Below are 20,188 nucleotides of genomic sequence, written 5' to 3' on the forward strand. Positions count from 1 at the left end.
ACCCGGCCGGCCAGGCGGGTCCGCCCGCCGGCGGCGCGGGTGGCCGGGAGCGGCGGCGGGTGCGGATGGTGCCGGGCGGGCCGGTGCTGGTGGAGGGCCCGGTGGAGGTCGTGATGGAGGACGGGACCACGGCGGTGTCGGACCGGTGGCTGGTCGCGCTGTGCGCGTGCCGCCGCAGCCGCTCCTTCCCGTTCTGCGACACCAGCCACCGTCGGCGCCGCCGCGACTGACCGGGGCCGGAGCGCGGCGGTGACCGGGCGTCGCCCCGCGAAACGCGCCGCCCCGCGGCGGTGTGCCGTGGGGCGGCGCGTTCGGTAGCGCCTTCGTGGTGGCGCGTTCGTGGTGGCGCCGCGCCGAGTGGTGGCGGCGTGTGGCGGCGGGTGTCAGCCGCCGAGGCTGTCCAGCGCGGTGTCCAGGCGCTGGGCGAGGGCCTCGATCTGCTCCTCGTTGGCGCCGGTGTCGAGTTCGGCGATGACGGCGTCCCTCGTGGTGATCACCATGGCGTCCTCGGGGCCGTCGCCGCGCCCGGGGTCGCCGGGGACGACGGCGGCGCGGCCCCCGACGACGACGAGCGCGGCGCCGCGGTCGGTGGAGGCCAGCAGGGTGTGCAGGTGCTCGGATGTGATCGTCGGCATCGGGTGACCTCCGGATCGGTCTGGTCGCGGGAGCTGTCGGACTGGGGGGCGGACGTGGGGTGTCGGCGTGGGGGGTCAGGGGCGTTGGCCGGCGCCGGTGCCGATCTCGCGGCCGCGCAGCCGTCCGCCGGTGCCCGGGGACAGCGGCGGGGTGTCGCGGCCGGCACCGGTGCGCAGCCCCTCCAGGAACTCGCCGATCGCCTCGCGGGAGGTGTGCCGGGGCGTCCAGCCGAGTTCCTCGCGGGCGCGGGCGGTGTCCATGAGCGGGATCTGCAGGGCCAGGTCGAACAGGCCGGGCGAGGCGGGCACCAGGTGCAGGCCCCAGGCCGCGGCGAGCGCGGCCCGCACGCCCCGCGCGGGCATCCGCACGATCCGGGCGCCGAGCAGGTCGGCGAGTTCGGGGGCGTCCAGGACGGGTTCGGCGGCGAGGTTGAACGCGCCGCGGGCCTCGCCGGTGGCGGCCAGGCGGAAGGCCTGCCCGGCGTCGGCGGAGTGCAGGACCTGCAGCCGCAGGCCGGGCAGGTCCGGCACGACCGGGATGAGGCCGGGGCGGGCGAGCCGGCCGGGCAGCAGCGGCCCGGCGAACAGGCGGCGCTGCTCGCTGGCGCTCTGCCGTTCGAAGACGAACCCGGGCCGCAGCCGCACGACCCGGCATCCGGGGTCGGCGGCCTCGAAGGCGTCCAGGAGCCGCTCGACGTAGGCCTTCTCGCGGCTGTAGGCGGCCCCGGGCCACCCGTGGGTGGGCCAGGACTCGTCGACCGCGCGGTCCTTGGGGCCGGGGGAGTAGGCGCCGACGGACGAGGAGTACACCAGCGCGGGCACGCCCGCGCGGGCGGCGGCGTCGAACACCCGGGCGCTGCCGACGGCGTTGGAGTCCCAGGTGACCGTGGGCCGGTGGGTGGGCTGGAACAGCCACGCCAGGTGGACGACCGCGTCGGCGCCGCGCATCAGCGGGACCAGGTCGGTGTCGGTGACGTCGGCCTCGGCCCATCGCAGCTTGCCGGTCCCGCCGGGGTCGGCCTCGCGGGCGGCCTCGGGGCCGGGGTCGCGGCGGGCGAGCCCGACGATCTCGGTGACGGCCGGGTCCGCTGCGAGCGCGCGGACGGTGCTGGTTCCGATGTTGCCGGTGGCGCCGGTGACGACGACGCGCATGGCGGTCTCCCCCTCGTCGGCGGTCACCCGCGGGGTCGTCCCCGCAGGTGGACGGCCCCATTCCCGTCCCGCGCCGATGTATGCCCCGCCGCCGCCCCGCCCGGGAGCGGCGTCGCGGTGTCAGGCGGGCTGGGCTTCGCCGGGGCGGCAGTGCAGGCACGGCCGGTAACCGGCGGCCCGCGCGGCGGCCAGGTCGCGGAACCCGCGCCGGTGGCCGGGGGTGATCCGGCGGGCGTCCCCGCACGTCGGGTAGCACACGATCCCGGTGGTGTCGGAGCCCACCAGCCGCACGCCGCGCCTGGCCAGCTCGGTCACCTCGTCGACGTCGACGTCCTCGGCGCGCAGCAGCCGCTCCTTGGCGTCGGCGCCGAAGACGTAGTCGCCGAGCGCGCCGTCCGAGCGGGTCACGCGGTGGCAGGGGATCAGCAGCGGGACGGGGTTGCGGCCCAGCGCCGACCCGACGGCGCGGACCGCCTTGGGCCGCCCCGCCTGCCGGGCCACCCACGCGTACGGGCGGGTCTGCCCGCGCGGGATCCGCGCGGCGGCGCGCAGCACGGCGGCCTCGAAGTCGCTGAGGCCGCGCAGGTCCAGCCGCAGCGCGCCGAGCCGGCCGGTGCGCAGGGCGGGCACGAGCCCGGCCGGGGGGCGCTCGGCGGGCAGCAGGGGCCGGGCGAAGCGGGCGCGGAACGCCGCGGCGAACTCCCGCTCGTCCATCCCGGCGCGCAGGTAGGCGACGCCGTGGTCGGTGAAGGCGGCCTGGAGGTCCTCCAGCGGGCCGGGGACGTGGACGCGGCGGGCGGCGATGCGGTCCAGCAGGGCCGCGGGCGCGTCGGTGGCGAGCCCCGCCAGCTCGCCTGCCAGCGGGTCGGGCGCGCCGCCGGCGGGGTCGGTGCGGTTCATCGGTGGCCCCCTTTCTGCTCGGTGTGGGCTGCGGTCGGGTCGGGCGTGCTGTCGGCTGCTGTGCTGTCGGCTGCTGTGCTGTCGGGTGGTGTGCTGTCGGGTGGTGTGCTCTCGGGGGCGGCGCGCAGGTCGCGCAGGCGGGCCAGGCCGCGGGAGATGTGGGACTTGACGGTGCCCTCGGGCAGGCCCAGGACGGCGGCGATCTCGGCGACGGGCAGGTCGGTGACGTGCCGCAGCACGACCGCGGCGCGCTGCTGGTGGGGCAGGAGGGCCAGCAGCCCGGCCAGTTCCCGGCCGGTCTCGTGGCGGGCGGCGGCGTCCTCGACGCCCTCGCCGGGGTCGGGCGGGTCGGGGGCGTCCTCGATGGGGCCCGGCTGCGGGCGCCGCGCGGCCGAGCGCAGGCTGTTGCGCCACACGTTGGCCAGGATCGTCAGCAGCCAGGCCCGCGGCCGCAGCGCGGTCATCCGCCGCGCGTCGTAGCCGGCCAGCGCGCGGTAGGCGCGCAGGAACGCCTCGGCGGACAGGTCCTCGGCCTCGGCCCACCGCCCGCACAGCCGCAGGGCGGTGGAGAACACCGGCGCCCGGTACGCCTCGTACAGGGCGGCGAACCCCTCGTCGAGGTCGCGTGCGAGGGCGGCGGCGACCCGCGCGCCTGCCGTGTCGCCCGCGCCGCCGCCCCCGTCGTCGTCGGTGGCGGGGTCGTGGGTGAGAGCTTCGTCCGTAACCGTCACATCCGTTCAACACCGCCGTGACCGGCCCGGTTGCGGCCGCGCCCGTGCGGCGCGGACGGCGCGCGCGGTGCCCGGGCGGTGCGGGCGGTCAGCCGAGCCAGCCGGGGCGGATCATCCCCGTCTCGTAGGCCAGCACCACCAGCTGCGCCCGGTCGCGGGCCCCGAGTTTGGCCAGGATACGGCTGACGTGGGTCTTGGCGGTGGCGGGCGACAGGACCAGCCGCCCGGCGATCTCCTCGTTGGACAGCCCCGCCGCGACCAGCTCCAGCACCTCGCGCTCGCGGTCGGTGAGCGAGCTGAGCTCGGCGGCGGGCGGCGGCGCGGAGACCCGGGAGGCGAACTCGGCGATCAGCCGCCGGGTCACCGTGGGCGCCAGCAGCGCGTCGCCGCGCGCCACCACCCGCACGCCGTGGATCAGCTCGGTCGGCTCGGTGTCCTTGACCAGGAACCCGCTGGCCCCGGCCTTGAGGGCGCCGTAGACGTAGTCGTCCAGGTCGAACGTCGTCAAGATCACCACCCGGACGTCGGCCAGCCGCGGGTCGGCGATGATGCGCCGGGTGGCCTCCAGCCCGTCCAGGACGGGCATGCGGACGTCCATCAGCACCACGTCGGGCCGCGCCTCGCGGGCCCGCGCGACGGCCTGGTCCCCGTCCCCGGCCTCGGCGACGATCTCGATGTCGTCCTCGCCCTCCAGGATCGACCGGAACCCCGCCCTGACCAGTGTCTGGTCGTCGGCCAGCATCACCCGGATCACGCGTCCTCCTCCATTCTGCCCTCTCCGCCCATGTCGCCCTCTCCGTTCGCTCCGGGCGGTTCGGCTGCGGCGTCCAGGGGCAGCCGCGCCCACACCCGGAACCCGCCCGCCGGGCCCGGCCCCGCGGTCAGCTGCCCGCCGACCGACGCCGCCCGCTCCCGCATGCCCCGCACCCCGTTGCCGTCCGCGGCCCGCCCGGCCGGCCCGGCGCCGTCGTCGTCCACCCGCACGACCACCTCGCCGGGGAACAGCCGCACCTCGACCGTCACCGCCGCGGCCCCCGAGTGGCGGACGGCGTTGGTCAGCGCCTCCTGCACGATCCGGTACCCCGCCAGCCCGACCGGCGCCGGAAGGTCCTCCAGCGCCGCCGTCCCCGGCGAGCCCGGTTCGGGCAGGTCGCCGGCCCGCCGCACCGCCAGCCCGGCCGCGGCGGTCTGGTCCAGCAGCTCACCGACCCGCGCCAGCGACGGCGGCGGCGCGGGCGGCCGGTCCGCCGCCCCGGCACCCGGGTCCGCGGCGTCGACCTGCCGCAGCACGCCGAGGACGCCGCGCAGCTCCCGCAGGGTCTCCTTGCTGGCCGCCTTGATCGCCTCCAGCGCCGCGTAGGCGCGGGCCGGATCGTCGCGGCGGTGCAGCGCCGCGCCCGCCTGCACGTTGATCAGCGAGATCTGGTGCGCCAGGACGTCGTGCAGCTCCCGCGCGATGCGCAGCCGCTCGGCGACCGCGCGGCGCCGCGCCTCGTCCTCGCGGTCGCGCTCGGCCGCGGCGGCGCGCCGCTCGGCGGCCTCGGCGAGCGCGCGGCGGCCGCGCACGTACTGCCCGACCGCCACGGTGACCAGCAGCCCCAGCGACAGCGACGCCACGCTGCGCGCGTCGGTGACCGCGTCGGGGTCGCCGCCCCCGCCGCGCACCGACGCCGCCGCCAGGAAACCGGCGTTGACGACGATGACCGCGCCCAGCGGCACCGCCAGCCGGCACTCCACGGCCGCGTTGAACAGCGCCAGCCACAGCACGACCGCGACGGGCCCGTCCGGATACCCCAGCGGGTAGTACAGCGGCGGCACCGCCACCGCGACCACCAGGACCGCGACCGGGTGGCTGCGCCGCCACGCCAGCGCAGCGGCCGCCACCGTGATCAGCGCCAGCCCGCCCGGCCACAGGGGCCGGTCCCCGGGCTTGACCGCCGCCTCGCTCATCACCACCGCCACCGCCAGGACCGCCGCCGCCAGCAGGGCGTCGGCCACCCGCCCCCGCGGCCGCAGCGGCACGCCCGCGATCCGCCCGGCGATCCCGCCCGGCGGCGCGGCGCGGGGCGCGGCCGCGTCAGCGCCGCGCTCCGGTCCGCCCGGACCGGAGGGGCGCCGGGGCCGCCGCGGGGTCGCTGTCACGCGCCAACCGTAGTTCAGCCGCGCCCCGTCCCGCGCCCCAACGAAGATCATCACGGGGTGGGGCGGGACGGCCGCACCCCTGACTTTCGTCGGTAACGGACCAGATCAACGGCCAGTAGCGTGAACCCCGTGACCGACACCGCGGCCCCCGGTCCGCCCGCACCCCCGCCGACCGCCTCCGCCCGCCTGCGCGCGCTGGTCCGCCGGCCCTCCCGCGCGGCGCTGGTCAGGGACGTCCTGCTGTACGCGGTCCTGGCGCTCCCGGTCGCGGTCGGCATGGCGTCCCCGCCGCAGCCCGCGCGGGCGTCGTGGTGGCTCCAGGCCGCCGGGCTCGCCCTGCTCGCCGCCGCCGTCGCCGCCGGCCGCGCCTGGCCCGCCCCCGCCCTGCTCACCGTGATCGCGCTGACCGCCGTCCACGGCAACTTCGTGTTCGCGATGCCCGTCCTGGCCTACCTGGCGGGCCGGCGCAGCGGCCGCGCGCGGCCGCTGCTGTGGGGATTCGCCGGCGTGTTCGTCGGCGGGGCGCTGCTGTCGACGCTGCGCGGCATGGACGTCACCGCATGGTTCCCCTCCACCGTCTGGCTCGTCCTGCTCGGCGTCCTCCCCTGGCTGGTGGGCCGCTACTGGCGCCAGTACCAGGAACTGCTCAGCGCCGGCTGGGAACGCGCCGAGCGGCTCGAGCACCAGCAGCGCATCGTCGCCGAGCGCGAACGGCTCCGCGAGCGCGCCCGCATCGCCCGGGACATGCACGACTCCCTCGGCCACGAACTCGCCCTGATCGCCGTGCGCGCCGGAGCGCTGGAGGTCGCGCCCGGCCTCGGCGACCGGCACCGCGCCGCGGCCGCCGAGCTGCGCACCGGCGCCGCCGACGCCACCGACCACCTCCGCGAGATCATCGGCCTCCTCCGCGACGACCCCTCCGAACCCTCCGAACCCGTCGAACCCGCAGGCGCGGCGGCCGGGGGAGGGGGACCGGGCCCCGCGCCGGTGCGGCCCGCGCGCGAGAGCATCGGCGACCTGGTCGACCGCGCCCGCGCCTCCGGCGTCCCCGTCCGCCTCACCGGCGACGCCCCGGCCGGACTCGCGCCAATGGCCGCGCTCACCGCGCACCGCGTCGCGCAGGAGGGCATCACCAACGCCGCCAAGCACGCCCCCGGCGCCGCCGTCACCGTCGCCCTCACCCGCCCCGCCCCCGGCGCGCTCACCGTCACGGTCGCCAACGAACCCCCGCCGGGCGGGCCGCCGCTGCTGCCGTCCGGCGGGCGCGGCCTGATCGGCCTCACCGAACGCGTCCGCCTGCTCGGCGGGACCCTGCACGCCGCACCCACCCCCGACGGCGGCTTCCGCGTCACCGCCGACCTGCCCGCCGCGCCCCCCGCGCCCCCCGCGCACCCGGACGGCCGGGCGGCCGGGGCGCCCCCGACCGCGCGGGACGCGCTGCGCACCGCCCTCGGCCTGGCCCCGCCCCCGGCCGCCGCGCTCCCCGCACCGGCTCCCGCCTCAGGACCCGCCGAGGGGGAGTGGCCCTCGGAATCGGCCCGGCACCTGGCCCGCGAGCGCCGCCGGGTCCGCCGCGGCCTGATCACCGCGATCGCCGCCCCCACCGCCCTCATGGCGCTCCTCGGCGCCGTCATGGCCGGCTACCACGTCTTCGCCACCCTCAACTCCGTCCTGCGGCCCGCCGACTACGCCGCGCTGACCGTCGGAACCCCCCAGCACCTGGCCGAACAGGCCCTCCCGCCGATGCAGACCCCCGACGCCGGCACCGTCCGCTCCGCCGTCCCCGAACCGGCCCGCGCCGACTGCCGCTACTACCGGCCCGACACCAACGTGCTCGGCGTCGGCCGCATCTACCGGCTCTGCTTCGCCGGCGGCCGCCTCACCGCCAAGAACGCCTACGACACCCACCTGCTCACAGACCGCCGCGCCGGCCGGGAGGACCAGTGATCCGGACATTGCTCGCCGACGACGAGGCGATGATCCGCGCGGGCGTGCGCGCGATCCTGACCGCCGACCCCGGCATCGAGGTGGTCGCCGAGGCCGCCGACGGGCGCGAGGCCGTCGAGCTGACCCTGCGGCACCGGCCCGAGGTCGCCCTCCTGGACATCCGCATGCCCCGCCTGGACGGCCTCGCCGCCGCCGCCGAACTGCGCCGCGCCGCACCCGCCACCGGCGTCATCATGCTCACCACCTTCGGCGAGGACGAGTACATCGCCCGCGCCCTGGCCGGCGGCGCCGGCGGCTTCCTGCTCAAGTCCGGCGACCCCCGCGAGCTGATCGCCGGGGTCCGCGCCGTCGCCGGCGGCGCCGCCTACCTGTCCCCGAAGGTCGCCCACCGCGTCATCACCCGGCTCGGCGGCGGCCGCCTGGAGGGCCGCGCCCGCGCCAGCCGGCGCGCCGCCGCGCTCACCCCCCGCGAACGCGACGTGCTGGCGCTGCTCGGCGCGGGCCTGTCCAACGCCGAGATCGGCGCGCGCCTCCACGTCGTCGAAGGCACCGTCAAGGCCTACGTCAGCGCGATCCTGACCCGCCTGGACCTGCGCAACCGCGTCCAGGCCGCCGTGCTCGCCTACCAGGCAGGCCTCGTCGACGACCCCGACGACACCCCCTGACCCGCCCCGGGGTCAGGCGTCGCGGCGGCGCAGCACCACCACCCCGCCGCACAGCGCCGCCGCCGTCCACGCCGCCAGGATCGCCAGCCCCACCGCCTGCGGATACGGGCCGCCCCCGGACATGAAGTACCGGCCGGCGGTGCTGGGCATCGAGTCCGTCACCCGCCGCGCGAGCCCCGCCTCGTCCCCGGCGCCCAGCAGCATCGGCGCCACCATCAGGAACAGGAACGCCGCCGTCAGCGACGCCGCCGTGCTGCGCAGCACCGCCCCGACCGCCAGCACCAGCACGGCCACCAGCGCCAGGTACACCCCGGACTGCAGCGCGTCGGCCGCGAACTCCCCGGCGCGCAGCCGCCCCCACCACCCGAGGGCCGGACCGGCGACCACGGTCCCGGCCGCGTTCAACACGACCCCGAGCGGGAACGCCACCGCCGCGACCACCGCCGCCTTGGCGCCCAGCATCCGGCCCCGCGGCGGCACCCACTGCAGCGTCGCCCGGATGCTGCCCGTCGCGTACTCGCCGGTGACCACCAGGATCGCCAGGGCCAGCACCACGAACTGGACCATGTCCAGCGCCCCGACCGCCACGCCGCTCACCGACACCACGCCCATGTCGTCGCCGGGCAGCGCGTTGGTGTTGTTGGACACCGTCGAGGTCGCCAGCGTGAACGCCATCACCGCCATCAGCGCCACCGCCGACGCCAGCCCCCACCAGGTGGACCGCACCGACCACAGCTTCGTCCACTCCGCGGCGACCGCGCCGCGCCACCCGCCGCCCCTGGCCGCCCGGGCGCCGCCGCCCGTCCGGACTCCGGTGACCGCCATCGCTCAGACCCCCGTCCCCGCCGCCGCGCCGAACTCCACGCTCGCGCCCGTCAACTCCATGTACGCCTCCTCCAGGGACGCCTGCACCGCGCCCAGCTCCAGCACCGGCGCCCCCGCCTCGAACGCGACCAGCCCGACGCGCTCCACGGCCAGCCCCGCCACCCGCAGCTCCTCCTCGCCGACGCGCCGCACCCGCCCGCCCGCGTCCACCAGCCGCTCCGCCAGCGCCCGCGCGCGGGGGCTGCGGACCCGCACCTCGTTCCCCGACCCCGCCGCGATCACCTCGGCCATCGGCGCGTCCGCCAGCAACCTGCCCTTGCCGATCACCGCCAGCCGGTCCGCGGTCAGCTGCATCTCGCTCATCAGATGCGAGGAGACGAACACCGTCCGGCCCTGCGCCGCCAGCGACCGCATCAGCCGCCGCACCCACAGCACCCCGTCCGGATCGAGCCCGTTGACCGGCTCGTCGAACATCAGCACCCCCGGATCGCCGAGCAGCGCGCCCGCGATCCCCAGCCGCTGCCGCATCCCCAGCGAGAACGTCCCCGCCCGCCGGCCCGCGACCGCCTCCAGCCCCACCATCCCCAGGACCTCCTCCACCCGGCCCCGCGCGATCCCGTTGCTGCGCGCCATCGCCAGCAGATGCGCCCGCGCCGGCCGCCCCGGATGCACCGCCCCCGCGTCCAGCAGCGCGCCCACCTCCCGCAGCGGATGCCGCATCTCCGCGTACCGGCGGCCCCCGACCAGCGCCTCGCCCGCGCTCGGACGGTCCAGGCCCACCACCATGCGCATCGTGGTGGACTTCCCGGCGCCGTTGGGGCCGAGGAACCCCGTCACCTTGCCCGCCGCCACCTCCAGCGACAGCCCGTCCACCGCCGTCCTGTCCCCGAACCGCTTCGTCAGGCCCCGCAACACGATCATCAAGGTCCCTTCCGTCCTGCCGTCCCGAGCGACGCTAGGCAGCGGGGAAGGAGCCCCGCACCGGGCGGACGCCATCGCCGGCCCCCGACCTTCGTCCAGAACCCGGCACCCCGGACGGCGCAACGCGAACGGGCCGCCCCGGGCGGCGCCGAAGCACCACCCCGGACGGCCCGCGAAACCCGGCCCGCCGATCGAGCGGCTAGGGGAGGGGACCGCGCCGCGGCGGCACACCGCCCATCACGTCGGGCATCGTCACCGACGCGTCGTCCATCGGCGCGGCCGCGCCGGCCATCGGCGCCGCCGCGGCCCGCGGCCTCGGCGTCCCGAGCGGCACCCCGAGGCCCGGCCCCCGCACAGCGGACGGGCCCGGGCCCAGCAGCACCGCGCCCACCGCCACGCCCCGCATCGCCTCCACCAGCGGACGCAGCGCCAGAACCAGAACCAGCGCCACCGCGGGCGCCACCACGACGCCCACCAGGTACCCCGCCGCGACGTCATGCGGATAATGCACGCCCACGAACACCCGCGAGAACGCCATCAGCGCCGCCAGCGGCAGCACCAGCGGCGCCATCGCCCGCCACGCCACCACGATCGCCGCCGCCGACGCCGCCGCGATCGTCGCGTGGTTGCTCGGGAACGACCAGTCGCCCTGCGCCGGGCACGCCGCGATGTGCACCGCCCCCGCCACCGCGCGGCACGGCCGCTCCTCCTGGATGAAGCTCTTGGACACCTCGCTCACCAGATACGCCGACACCATCGCGAACGGCGCCGCGAGCGCCAGCCCCATCGCCCGCGCGTCCAGGCCCCGCGCCCGCAACCAGCCCACGACGAACAGCACCGCGAACAGCAGCAGGCCACCGTCGGTGCCCACGTCCGCCGCCGAATGCACCCACGAAGGCGTGCCCTGCGCGAACTCGGTGATCTCCCGGTACAGGTCCGCGCTGAAATCCGGCGCTCCCATGCTCTCCCTCACGCTCGCAGCGGCTTGTGCCCTTCATCTGTCAGACACCCGAAAGACCGCTGATGTTCACTCTCCGGCCATGGAGGGTTAAGCCTTTCACCTTAGAGGGATCACTCGCCGGGCAATGGCCCCACTCGCACACCCGGCCCCCGCTCGACCGCCCCGCGCCCCGCCCGCCCCGCCTCCCCGGCACCACGGCGCCGTCGGCGCGCCAACCGCACGCCCTCCACCGCCGCCGTCACCCCCAGCGCCAGCCCGAGCCCGACCGCCACGCCCTTCAGCGGATCGTCCTCGAACGCCACCCCGCCCACATATCCGAGCAACGCCCCGTACACGCCCCACGACACCGCCGCCACCGCCGCGAACAGCGAAAACGACCGCAGCCGGAACCCGACCGCGCCCATCGTCACCGTCACCGCGGTCCGCCCGCCCGGCACGTACCGCGCCACCACCAGGATCAGCCCGCCCCGCTCGGCCAGCGTCCGCCGCGCCCACCCCAGCGCCCCGTGCCGCCGCGTCCCCGGCCGGGCGCCCCGCACCAGCCGCCCGCCCGCCCGGCGCCCCACCAGATACGACACGTGGTCACCGACGAACGCGCCCAGCGCAGCCGACACCACCACCGGCGCCAACTCCGGCTGCCCCGACGCCGCGTACACACCCGCGGTGATCACCATGCTCTCGCTCGGCACCACGGGGAAGAACCCGTCGACCGCCGCCACCGCGAACAGCACCAGATAGAACCACGGCGACGTCACCGCCGTGTCGACCACACCCATCAGCTCGCCCATGTGACGACGCTAAGTAACCGGCCCCCTCCGGCGGATCCCGCGAAAGGCCCTGTTCACCCCCCACTTTCGGCAGGGGGAACGCCCGCACCCTCAGAGCCAGGGACGACCCCGCCCTCACCCGCGAGGACCACCGCCGCACCGCCCGGCCCCGCCCCGGACACCGCCGCCGGCGGAAAACCGCTCGCGCCCCGCCCGCACCTGCACCACACTTCACACCCTGTGGGACACCTGCACATCTTCGACATGGACGGCACCCTGCTGACCGGCACCACCGCCAACCTCGAGATCGCCCGCCACCTCGGCACCCTCCCCGAACTCCGCGACCTCGAGGACCGCTTCGCCGCCGGCACCCTCGACACCCGCGGCTTCTCCACCGAGATCCACCGCCTGTGGCGCCACCTCACCCCCGCCGTCGTCGCCACCGCCTACCGCGCCGCCACCTGGCTCACCGGCATCACCGACGTCTGCGCAGACATCCGCGCCCGCGGCGAGCACTCCGCCGTCATCACCATGTCGCCCGACTTCTTCGCCCACCACCTCCGCGGCCACGGCTTCGACCACGTCATCGCCTCCAGCTTCCCCCCGATGCCCTTCACCGGCACCCTCGACCCCGCCGGCATCCTCACCCCCGACGACAAGGTCCGCATCGCCGACGACCTCCTCGCCCGCCACCGCCTCACCACCGCCGAATGCACCGCCTACGGCGACTCCATGTCCGACGCGCCCCTGTTCCGCCACCTCGCCAACACCGTCGCCGTCAACGCCGACCACCACCTCGCCGACATCGCCGCCCTCGACTACCGCGGCACCGACCTCACCGCCGCCTACACCCTCGCCCGCACCCTCCACCCCACCTGACCTCGACAAACCACCCAGAACAGTCGGCGTGCCGCCCCTCGCCCGCCCCCACCCCCGCATGACACGATCACACACGTGACCAGCAGACCCGCCGCACCCCACCACCTGCGCGACCTCGCGCGACTGCGCCGCATCCGCGACCGCATCGACCGCGAGTACGACCGCCCCCTGGACGTCGAAGCACTCGCACGCGGCGAGAACATGTCCGCCGGACACCTCAGCCGCCAATTCCGCCAGGCCTACGGCGAATCGCCCTACTCCTACCTCATGACCCGCCGCATCGAACGCGCCATGGCCCTCCTGCGCCGCGGAGACCTCACCGTCACCGAAGTCTGCTTCGCCGTCGGCTGCTCCTCACTCGGCACCTTCAGCACCCGCTTCACCGAACTCGTCGGCATGCCCCCCAGCACCTACCGCCGCCAAACCGCCGACACCGGCCCCGCCTCCTCCGGCACCGCCGCAGGCGTCCCCTCCTGCCTGGAAAAACAGGTCACCCGACCGATCAGGAATCGAGAAGCGCCCCCCGCACCGCCACCCCTAGCCTGACCAACGTCCACCCGCACCCCAACCGCACCACCGATCGGGTAGACAGATCCCACTGCCGCGCCCGACACCTGGAGACACGATGAGCAAGGCCAAGAGCACGGACGCACCCACGCCCGCGCACGCCGCCGACAGCCACGACCTGATCCGCGTGCACGGAGCACGCGTGAACAACCTCAAGGACGTCGACGTCACCATCCCCAAACGCCGCCTCACCGTGTTCACCGGCGTCTCCGGCTCCGGCAAGAGCTCCCTGGTCTTCGGCACCATCGCCGCCGAATCCCAACGCATGATCAACGAGACCTACAGCGCCTTCATCCAGGGCTTCATGCCCACCCTCACCCGCCCCGACGTCGACATCCTCGACGGCCTCACCACCGCCATCATCGTCGACCAGCAACGCATGGGCGGCGACGCCCGCTCCACCGTCGGCACCGCCACCGACGCCAACGCCATGCTGCGCATCCTGTTCAGCCGCCTCGGCGAACCCCACATCGGCTCACCCCAGGCCTTCTCCTTCAACGTCGCCTCCATCAGCGGCCAAGGAGCCGTCACCACCGAACGCTCCGGCAAAACCGTCAAAGAACAACGCAGCTTCAGCGTCACCGGCGGCATGTGCCCCCACTGCGAAGGCACCGGCACCGCCAACGACTTCGACCTCACCGCCCTCTACGACGACTCCCTCTCCCTCAACGAGGGCGCCCTCACCATCCCCGGCTACTCCATGGAGGGCTGGTACGGCCGCATCTTCCGCGGCTGCGGCTACTTCGACCCCGACAAGCCCATCCGCAAGTTCACCGACACCGAACTCGACGCCCTCCTCCACAAGGAACCCACCAGAATCAAGGTCGAAGGCGTCAACGTCACCTACGAAGGACTCATCCCGAAGATCCAGAAGTCCTTCCTCAGCAAGGACCGCGCCTCCATGCAGCCCCACATCCGCGCCTTCGTGGACCGCGCCGTCACCACCACCCCCTGCCCCCGATGCGACGGCACCCGCCTCAGCGACACCGCCCGCTCATCGAAGATCAACGGCACCAGCATCGCCGACGCCTGCGCCATGCAGATCAGCGACCTCGCCGCATGGGTCCGCGACCTCGACGCCCCCTCCGTCGCCCCCCTCCTCAAAGCCCTCGGCGACACCCTCGACTCCTTCGTCGAGATCGGCCTCGGCTACCTCTCCCTCGACCGCACCTCCGGCACCCTGTCCGGCGGCGAGGCACAGCGCACCAAGATGATCCGCCACCTCGGCTCATCCCTCACCGACGTCACCTACGTCTTCGACGAACCCACCATGGGCCTGCACCCCCACGACGTCCAGCGCATGAACGACCTCCTGCTCCGCCTCCGCGACAAGGGCAACACCGTCCTCGTCGTCGAACACGAACCCGAGACCATCGCCATCGCCGACCACATCGTCGACCTCGGCCCCCGCGCCGGCACCGCCGGCGGCACCATCTGCTACGAGGGCACCGTCGACGGCCTGCGCACCAGCGACACCATCACCGGCCGCCACTTCGACGACAAGACCCCCCTCAAGGACACCCTCCGAACCCCCACCGGCACACTCGAGATCCGCGGCGCCCGCACCCACAACCTCCGCGACGTCGACGTCGACATCCCCCTCGGAGTCCTCGTCGCCGTCACCGGCGTCGCCGGCTCCGGCAAGAGCTCCCTCATCCACGGCTCCATCCCCGCGGGCTCCGGCGTCGTCTCCATCGACCAGACCCCCATCCGCGGCTCACGACGCAGCAACCCCGCCACCTACACCGGACTCCTCGACCCCATCCGCAAGGCCTTCGCCAAGGCCAACGGCGTCAAACCCGCACTCTTCAGCGCCAACTCCGAAGGCGCATGCCCCAACTGCAACGGCGCGGGCGTCATCTACACCGACCTCGCCATGATGGCCGGCGTCGCCACCACCTGCGAGGAATGCGAAGGCAAACGCTTCCAAGCCCAAGTCCTCGACTACACCCTCGGCGGCAAGAACATCAGCGACGTCCTCGCCATGCCCGTCGAGCACGCCGAACAGTTCTTCGCCGAAGGCGACGCCCGCACACCCGCCGCCCACCGCATCCTCCACCGCCTCGCCGACGTCGGCCTCGGCTACCTCACCCTCGGCCAGCCCCTCACCACCCTGTCCGGCGGCGAACGCCAGCGCCTCAAACTCGCCACCCACCTCGCCGACGACGGCGGCGTCTACGTCCTCGACGAACCCACCGCCGGCCTCCACCTCGCCGACGTCGAACACCTCCTCGCCCTCCTCGACCGCATCGTCGACGCCGGCAAGTCCGTCATCGTCATCGAGCACCACCAGGCCGTCATGGCCCACGCCGACTGGATCATCGACCTCGGCCCCGGCGCCGGCCACGACGGCGGCCGCGTCGTCTTCGAAGGCACCCCCGCCGACCTCGTCGCCGCCCGCTCCACCCTCACCGGCGAACACCTCGCCGCCTACATCAACACCTGACCCGCACACCACGACGGCCGCGCAGGACACCCTGCGCGGCCGCCCCCTTCACCGACCCCCGACCACCTCAACCACCCCGCCGGCGCTCCACCGGACCCAGCAGCGGATGCACCCGCATCGCCGCCTCCAACTCACCCGGCAACTCATCGCGATACCGCCCCAGCGTCGACAGATCCGCATGCCCCAGCACCCGCCGCACCGCATCCATGTCCGTCGCCGCCGCCAGCAGATGCGTCGCCGTCGTATGCCGCAGCCCATGCGGCGTCACACTCCGCCGCCGCCCCGCATCCACCCGCTCCAGCACCCGGTCGATCACCCCCTGAACATCACCCCGCGCCAACCGCCGCCCCCGCCACGACAACAACAGCGCCTTCGGCTCCCGCCCCCGGTCCAGCACCACCCGCCCCTCCGCCAGATACGCGTCCAGCACCTCCGCGACAGGCCGGGGGAGCGGCACATCACGCGTCCGCCCACCCTTACCGAAGATCCGCCAATACCGCGTCCCCCCGTTGACGAAGAAGTCCTCCACGTTCGCCGCCGTCAACTCCGACACCCGCGGCCCCACCGCCGCCAGCAGCAACACCACCAGACCGTCACGCAACTCCGTCCGCTGATCCGGACGCCGCCGCACCACCCCCGCACCCGGCGCCTCCACCAGATCCCGCGCCGCCCCCAGCAACCCCTCCGCCTGCTCCACCGTCAACGCACGCCGCTCAGCCCGCAGCCCGCCCCGCTCCTTCGGACGCACCGTCACCACCTGCATCGGATTCAGCTGCACCCACCCCGCCACCACCGCATGCCGGAAGAACGCCGACACCGAACGCCGGAACCGCGCCTGCGACGCCGCACTCTGCGACGGCGCACCCCCCGCCCCCGCGACCCGCGCCCCCCGGCGCCGCCGCTCATCGGGCTTGCGCGCGAACCTGAGCAGAACCTCATCGACGTCCTCACCCGTCAGATCGTCCAGCACCCGGTCCGCACCCGCCAGCGCCGCGAACGTCACCACATCACGCACGTACACCTCGGCCGACGACGGCGCCAGCGCACCCGTCGACGCCTTCGCACGCACCATCTCCGCATAGCGGTCCGCACACTCGGCCACGGACACGCGCTGAACATCGGCAGGACGCACCCGCGCGACGCTACCCCCCGCCACCGACAGAACCCCCGTAAGATCGACAACATGGGGGAGAGGGAACTGTTCGACCAGGTCGGCGAGATCATCCGAGGATCCACCCCGCCCGCCCTCGGCCGCCCCCACGTCCAGGTACGCCACAACGGCGTCAAAGCCTGGTTCGGCGACCCCGCACCCCAGCGCGAGCACTACGAGGCCCAGATCATCCCCGCCGCCATCGCCCCCGGCGCCCGCCACCACGCCATCGAGATCGGCTTCCACGCCGAACACCGCGACGAACCCGACAACCAGGCCGCCCTCACCCGCCTCCTCGCCACCGAGACCGCATGGCGCCCGGGCCTCGGCGACGAACCCCGGACCGGCGCCTTCCTCGGCCGCGACACCTGGCGCCGCATCTCCGAGACCTGGCCCGACACCGACCTCACCGCCCCCGACATCCCCTTCGACATCGGCGTCCGCCTCGTCGACTACATCCGCGCCCTGGAACCGCACCGCCGGCGGGTATGACCCCGGACACGCGCACACCCGACACGGGGGAGGGGCCGTGCTCATCGGCACATCCGGATGGCAGTACACCGACTGGCGCGACGTCCTGTACCCGCCCGGCCTCGCACAGAAGCGCTGGCTGCGCCACTACGCCGACACCTTCGCCACCGTCGAGAACAACAACGCCTTCTACCGCCTCCCCGCACGCGAGACCTTCGAGCAGTGGCGCGACCACACCCCGCCCGGCTTCGTCATGGCGGTCAAGGCCAGCCGCTACCTCACCCACATGAAGCGCCTCAAGGACCCGGCCGAGCCGGTCGAGCGCCTCATGAACGCCGCCCGCGGCTTGGGGGACAGGCTCGGCCCCGTCCTGCTCCAGCTCCCGCCCACCCTGCAGGCCGGCACCGACCGCCTCGCCGAGTGCCTGCGCAGGTTCCCGGACGACGTCCGCGTCGCCGTCGAACCCCGCCACCCCTCCTGGTGGACCGACGAGACCCGCCGGGTCCTGGAGCACCACGGCGCGGCCCTGTGCTGGGCCGACCGCCTCGGCGAGGCGCAGACACCCCTGTGGCGCACGGCCGACTGGCTCTACATGCGCTTCCACGAAGGCCCCGCCGAGCCCTGGCCGGAGTACGACGACGAGACCCTCCAGCGCCGGGCGGACGAACTCGGCGGGGGAGGGGACGGCTACGTCTACTTCAACAACGACCCGGGCGGCGCCGCCGTCCGCAACGCCCTGCGCTTCACCGAACTCACCCGCAAGTCATGACGCCCGGGGGAGCGGACCCGTGGACCACGGCACTCTCCGCGGAATGGCACCTCGACCCGGGCGTCAGCGCCAGCCGCACCTCGTCGCCGCCACTGTCGTCGACGAAGCGCCCAGCGCCTCGTCGCCCGGGCTGCCGGAACCAGTTGGGCACGGCGGGCAGACCGTCGGTGAGCTTGCGCGAGACCAGGTGCGGCGGCCCGAGCTCCTCGGGCACGTCATTGAGTAAGACGAACATCTCCACCTGACGAAAGGCCGGCGCCGTGCTGGGAACCAGAAGGGTGGGATTGAGGTAGTCGCGATGAAACCAGACAGAATCCAGCTTCTGTCTGGTTTAAGGCGAAAAGGGGTAACAGTCTCGAGCGGAGGAGCGCGAGCGTCCACTCGACGCATTATGTGGGAGGTCATCGCCGCGGGGCTGAGGGCGCTGGCAGGGTTGCGTGCTTAACCGAACTCGCATCCACGGAGGCCGACCATGCCCGGAACGACGACGCCGATCAGCACGCGCGCCGTGGTGGAGGAGTTGCTCCGCAGGATCGGTGAAGGCGACCCCGAGCAGATCGCCGCCATGTACGCCGAGCACAGCGACTGGAAGCTGGACTGGCCCGAGGCGGAGCACGGCCGCGCCGCCACACCCTGGATCCGGCACCGCTCCAGCCGCGCCGACGCCGCCGCGCACTACCGGCAGATCGCCGAACACCACGTGCCCGAGACGGCGGACACGCAGGTCGAGCGCATCCTGGTGGACGGCGATGACGCGGTGATGCTGGGCGAGATCCGGTTGACGGCCCGATCGACCGGGCGCGCCTATCGCGCCCGGTTCGCCCTCCACCTCACGGTCGAGGACGGACTCGTCGTCCGGCACCACGTCTACGAGGACAGCCTCGCCGTCGCCCGAGCCTTCACGCCCTAGGAGAACCGTTCCGCCGACGGCGGAGTCGGGTCAGACTGGTCCGGTGGATGATCAAGCTTTGCCGTGCCTGGCGCCGCCGACGACGGCGGTGCGCGAATCGTTCCTGGCCGGGGAGAGGGCCGACCATCTGGCGTCCGGCGACCCGATGGACTGGCTGGACGAGGCCTACCGCGACTTCGACGCGTTCGTGGCGGGCAGGCGCCAGGTGCAGGAGCGCTGGGGCGTCCCGTCCTCGACGTTCTGGTACGTCTCGGGCGAGCACTACATCGGGACGCTCATCGTGCGGCATCGCCTGACACCGGAGCTCGAGGAGGTCGGAGGGCACATCGGCTTCCACGTCGTGCTCCCGTGGCGGCGGCAGGGCCACGCCACGCGGATGCTGGCGGCCGGTTTGACCGAGTGCCGCAGGCTCGGCCTGGAACGCGTCCTGCTGACGTGCGACGCCGACAACGAGCCTTCCCGGCGGGTCATCCTCGCCAACGGCGGCGTCCACGACGGCCGCGCCCGCGGCGAGGCCCGCTTCTGGATCGACCTCGCCGGCGGCGGCACGTGAACCGGCCGCGGACGCGCCGATCGCCACCCTCTCTCCGGGGTTCGATCGTTGGTCGATAATGAACATTATGTTAAGTAGAGGTGATGCGCATGGTCCCGGACCGGTTCGTCCGCGCGCTGGACGTCTTCGAGCGGGTGCTCGCCGCGGTGCCCGCGGACCGGTGGCTCTCCCCCTCGCCGTGCGAGGGCTGGGCCGCCGTCGACGTGGCCGGGCACGTCACGGCCGGGCTGCTGGTGGTCGAGATGCGGGCCGCCGGGCGTGAGCTGCCCGAGGAAGACCCCGACTGGCGCGAGGTCGCCGGCGCGGACCCTGTGGCGTCGTGGCGGCGGGTGCGGGCCCGCATGGCGGCCGAGCTCACTCCGGAGGCGCTGGCGCGGCCGGTGCGGCTCGCCCTCGGGTTGGAGATGACGCTGAGCGAGTGGCTGGAGGGATATCCGCTGGAGCTGCTGGTCCACTCGTGGGACTTGGCGGAGGCCACGGGTCAGTCGGTCGTGTTCGACGCCGATCTGGTCGGTCCGGCGCTGGCGACGGCGCGGCGTATGGCGTCCGGGGGCCGTGAGGCGGGCATGCTCGGCCCCGAGGTCGCCGTCCCGGAGGGCGCCGACGACCAGACGCGGCTGCTGGCGCTCTTCGGCCGCTCCCCCGCTGGCGTCTGAGACAGGCGCGGATCATTACGGAGAGTGACAGTTCGGGGCTGATCGGTGCTTCTTCCCCGCCGTTTTTCTGATGCGCGGGACGGCGGGCGGCGGTTAGAGTGCGGGCATGCGCCGACGACATTGATCTTCACCTGAGGCGGG

General features: G+C 74.6%; 22 protein-coding genes. 11 read left to right on the top strand and 11 right to left on the bottom strand.

Features of this window, described 5'->3' with window-relative positions; genetic code table 11:
- The first annotated feature begins 65 nt into the window (after positions 1-65).
- Positions 66-230 (top strand): CDGSH iron-sulfur domain-containing protein, encoded by a 165-nt coding sequence (locus FKD65_RS44690; RefSeq protein WP_205718768.1) that lies wholly within the window; start codon positions 66-68, stop codon positions 228-230.
- A 153-nt stretch (positions 231-383) separates the two neighbouring features.
- On the opposite strand, the gene FKD65_RS01100 is transcribed toward FKD65_RS44690, so the two are convergent.
- From FKD65_RS01100 to FKD65_RS46135, 6 genes are all read right to left on the bottom strand, one after another.
- A complete protein-coding gene (locus FKD65_RS01100; protein ID WP_141575357.1) occupies positions 384-635 on the bottom strand; it encodes a hypothetical protein in 252 nt (83 codons plus the stop codon).
- A gap of 75 nt (positions 636-710) precedes the next feature.
- Positions 711-1,814: an NAD-dependent epimerase/dehydratase family protein gene (locus tag FKD65_RS01105; RefSeq protein WP_240809921.1), complete on the bottom strand. Its 1,104-nt coding sequence runs from the start codon at positions 1,812-1,814 to the stop codon at positions 711-713.
- A 93-nt stretch (positions 1,815-1,907) separates the two neighbouring features.
- Positions 1,908-2,687, bottom strand: a complete 780-nt coding sequence (locus tag FKD65_RS01110) for a methylated-DNA--[protein]-cysteine S-methyltransferase (protein ID WP_141575359.1) — start codon at positions 2,685-2,687, stop codon at positions 1,908-1,910.
- Positions 2,684-3,418, bottom strand: coding sequence for an RNA polymerase sigma factor (locus FKD65_RS01115; RefSeq protein WP_141575361.1), 735 nt, complete (start codon positions 3,416-3,418; stop codon positions 2,684-2,686). The genes FKD65_RS01110 and FKD65_RS01115 overlap by 4 nt, the downstream gene beginning before the upstream one ends.
- An 88-nt stretch (positions 3,419-3,506) precedes the next feature.
- The gene (locus tag FKD65_RS01120; RefSeq protein WP_141575363.1) at positions 3,507-4,172 is read right to left on the bottom strand and encodes a response regulator transcription factor; all 666 of its coding nucleotides are present in this window, start codon (positions 4,170-4,172) and stop codon (positions 3,507-3,509) included.
- A complete protein-coding gene (locus FKD65_RS46135; RefSeq protein ID WP_302931578.1) occupies positions 4,169-5,560 on the bottom strand; it encodes a sensor histidine kinase in 1,392 nt (463 codons plus the stop codon). Before FKD65_RS46135 ends, FKD65_RS01120 begins: the two co-directional genes overlap by 4 nt.
- A 129-nt stretch (positions 5,561-5,689) precedes the next feature.
- On the opposite strand from FKD65_RS46135, the gene FKD65_RS01130 reads away from it, so the two are divergent.
- Positions 5,690-7,507, top strand: coding sequence for a sensor histidine kinase (locus FKD65_RS01130; protein WP_205718502.1), 1,818 nt, complete (start codon positions 5,690-5,692; stop codon positions 7,505-7,507).
- The gene (locus tag FKD65_RS01135) at positions 7,504-8,172 is read left to right on the top strand and encodes a response regulator transcription factor (RefSeq protein WP_141575365.1); all 669 of its coding nucleotides are present in this window, start codon (positions 7,504-7,506) and stop codon (positions 8,170-8,172) included. The genes FKD65_RS01130 and FKD65_RS01135 overlap by 4 nt, the downstream gene beginning before the upstream one ends.
- Positions 8,173-8,184: 12 nt before the next feature.
- On the opposite strand, the gene FKD65_RS01140 is transcribed toward FKD65_RS01135, so the two are convergent.
- The 4 genes from FKD65_RS01140 to FKD65_RS01155 all read right to left on the bottom strand — a co-directional run bounded on the left by FKD65_RS01140 (position 8,185) and on the right by FKD65_RS01155 (position 11,667).
- Positions 8,185-8,997: an ABC transporter permease gene (locus FKD65_RS01140; protein ID WP_141575367.1), complete on the bottom strand. Its 813-nt coding sequence runs from the start codon at positions 8,995-8,997 to the stop codon at positions 8,185-8,187.
- Positions 8,998-9,000: 3 nt separating this feature from the next.
- Positions 9,001-9,918 carry an ATP-binding cassette domain-containing protein gene (locus tag FKD65_RS01145; RefSeq protein ID WP_141575369.1) on the bottom strand — a complete coding sequence of 306 codons (918 nt, stop codon included), beginning with the start codon at positions 9,916-9,918 and terminating at the stop codon, positions 9,001-9,003.
- A 199-nt stretch (positions 9,919-10,117) separates the two neighbouring features.
- Positions 10,118-10,879: a phosphatase PAP2 family protein gene (locus tag FKD65_RS01150; RefSeq protein WP_141575371.1), complete on the bottom strand. Its 762-nt coding sequence runs from the start codon at positions 10,877-10,879 to the stop codon at positions 10,118-10,120.
- A gap of 110 nt (positions 10,880-10,989) precedes the next feature.
- Positions 10,990-11,667, bottom strand: coding sequence for a DedA family protein (locus FKD65_RS01155; RefSeq protein ID WP_240809922.1), 678 nt, complete (start codon positions 11,665-11,667; stop codon positions 10,990-10,992).
- A gap of 219 nt (positions 11,668-11,886) precedes the next feature.
- Between FKD65_RS01155 and FKD65_RS01160 the strand changes: the two genes are divergently transcribed.
- The 3 genes from FKD65_RS01160 (at position 11,887) to FKD65_RS01170 (ending at position 15,538) form a co-directional block, all read left to right on the top strand.
- Positions 11,887-12,525: an HAD family phosphatase gene (locus FKD65_RS01160; protein ID WP_141575373.1), complete on the top strand. Its 639-nt coding sequence runs from the start codon at positions 11,887-11,889 to the stop codon at positions 12,523-12,525.
- A gap of 75 nt (positions 12,526-12,600) precedes the next feature.
- A complete protein-coding gene (locus tag FKD65_RS01165) occupies positions 12,601-13,071 on the top strand; it encodes a helix-turn-helix transcriptional regulator (RefSeq protein WP_141575376.1) in 471 nt (156 codons plus the stop codon).
- A gap of 79 nt (positions 13,072-13,150) precedes the next feature.
- Positions 13,151-15,538: an excinuclease ABC subunit UvrA gene (locus FKD65_RS01170; protein WP_141575378.1), complete on the top strand. Its 2,388-nt coding sequence runs from the start codon at positions 13,151-13,153 to the stop codon at positions 15,536-15,538.
- Positions 15,539-15,605: 67 nt separating this feature from the next.
- On the opposite strand, the gene FKD65_RS01175 is transcribed toward FKD65_RS01170, so the two are convergent.
- Positions 15,606-16,670 carry a tyrosine-type recombinase/integrase gene (locus FKD65_RS01175; protein WP_141575380.1) on the bottom strand — a complete coding sequence of 355 codons (1,065 nt, stop codon included), beginning with the start codon at positions 16,668-16,670 and terminating at the stop codon, positions 15,606-15,608.
- A 51-nt stretch (positions 16,671-16,721) separates the two neighbouring features.
- On the opposite strand from FKD65_RS01175, the gene FKD65_RS01180 reads away from it, so the two are divergent.
- From FKD65_RS01180 to FKD65_RS01200, 5 genes are all read left to right on the top strand, one after another.
- On the top strand, positions 16,722-17,180 hold the full coding sequence (locus tag FKD65_RS01180; RefSeq protein WP_141575383.1) for a hypothetical protein: 459 nt from the start codon (positions 16,722-16,724) through the stop codon (positions 17,178-17,180).
- 37 nt (positions 17,181-17,217) lie between these two features.
- The gene (locus FKD65_RS01185) at positions 17,218-17,928 is read left to right on the top strand and encodes a DUF72 domain-containing protein (protein ID WP_141575385.1); all 711 of its coding nucleotides are present in this window, start codon (positions 17,218-17,220) and stop codon (positions 17,926-17,928) included.
- Positions 17,929-18,400: 472 nt separating this feature from the next.
- Positions 18,401-18,838 (top strand): nuclear transport factor 2 family protein, encoded by a 438-nt coding sequence (locus FKD65_RS01190; RefSeq protein WP_141575388.1) that lies wholly within the window; start codon positions 18,401-18,403, stop codon positions 18,836-18,838.
- Positions 18,839-18,881: 43 nt separating this feature from the next.
- The gene (locus FKD65_RS01195; protein WP_205718503.1) at positions 18,882-19,391 is read left to right on the top strand and encodes a GNAT family N-acetyltransferase; all 510 of its coding nucleotides are present in this window, start codon (positions 18,882-18,884) and stop codon (positions 19,389-19,391) included.
- 83 nt (positions 19,392-19,474) lie between these two features.
- Positions 19,475-20,047 carry a TIGR03086 family metal-binding protein gene (locus FKD65_RS01200; RefSeq protein WP_141575390.1) on the top strand — a complete coding sequence of 191 codons (573 nt, stop codon included), beginning with the start codon at positions 19,475-19,477 and terminating at the stop codon, positions 20,045-20,047.
- Positions 20,048-20,188: the final 141 nt, after the last annotated feature.

The sequence above is a fragment of the Actinomadura sp. WMMA1423 genome, from assembly GCF_006547145.1.
Taxonomy (GTDB): Bacteria; Actinomycetota; Actinomycetes; order Streptosporangiales; family Streptosporangiaceae; genus Spirillospora.

What these genes read in the sequence shown, in the direction of transcription:
- FKD65_RS01140 (WP_141575367.1), bottom strand. Translation starts at nt 8,997, where the DNA reads ATGGCGGTCACCGGAGTCCGGACGGGCGGCGGCGCCCGGGCGGCCAGG.
- FKD65_RS01100 (WP_141575357.1), bottom strand. Translation starts at nt 635, where the DNA reads ATGCCGACGATCACATCCGAGCACCTGCACACCCTGCTGGCCTCCACC.
- FKD65_RS01150 (WP_141575371.1), bottom strand. Translation starts at nt 10,879, where the DNA reads ATGGGAGCGCCGGATTTCAGCGCGGACCTGTACCGGGAGATCACCGAG.
- FKD65_RS44690 (WP_205718768.1), top strand. Translation starts at nt 66, where the DNA reads ATGGTGCCGGGCGGGCCGGTGCTGGTGGAGGGCCCGGTGGAGGTCGTG.
- FKD65_RS01145 (WP_141575369.1), bottom strand. Translation starts at nt 9,918, where the DNA reads ATGATCGTGTTGCGGGGCCTGACGAAGCGGTTCGGGGACAGGACGGCG.
- FKD65_RS01200 (WP_141575390.1), top strand. Translation starts at nt 19,475, where the DNA reads ATGCGCATGGTCCCGGACCGGTTCGTCCGCGCGCTGGACGTCTTCGAG.
- FKD65_RS01180 (WP_141575383.1), top strand. Translation starts at nt 16,722, where the DNA reads ATGGGGGAGAGGGAACTGTTCGACCAGGTCGGCGAGATCATCCGAGGA.
- FKD65_RS01155 (WP_240809922.1), bottom strand. Translation starts at nt 11,667, where the DNA reads ATGGGCGAGCTGATGGGTGTGGTCGACACGGCGGTGACGTCGCCGTGG.
- FKD65_RS01190 (WP_141575388.1), top strand. Translation starts at nt 18,401, where the DNA reads ATGCCCGGAACGACGACGCCGATCAGCACGCGCGCCGTGGTGGAGGAG.
- FKD65_RS01170 (WP_141575378.1), top strand. Translation starts at nt 13,151, where the DNA reads ATGAGCAAGGCCAAGAGCACGGACGCACCCACGCCCGCGCACGCCGCC.
- FKD65_RS01110 (WP_141575359.1), bottom strand. Translation starts at nt 2,687, where the DNA reads ATGAACCGCACCGACCCCGCCGGCGGCGCGCCCGACCCGCTGGCAGGC.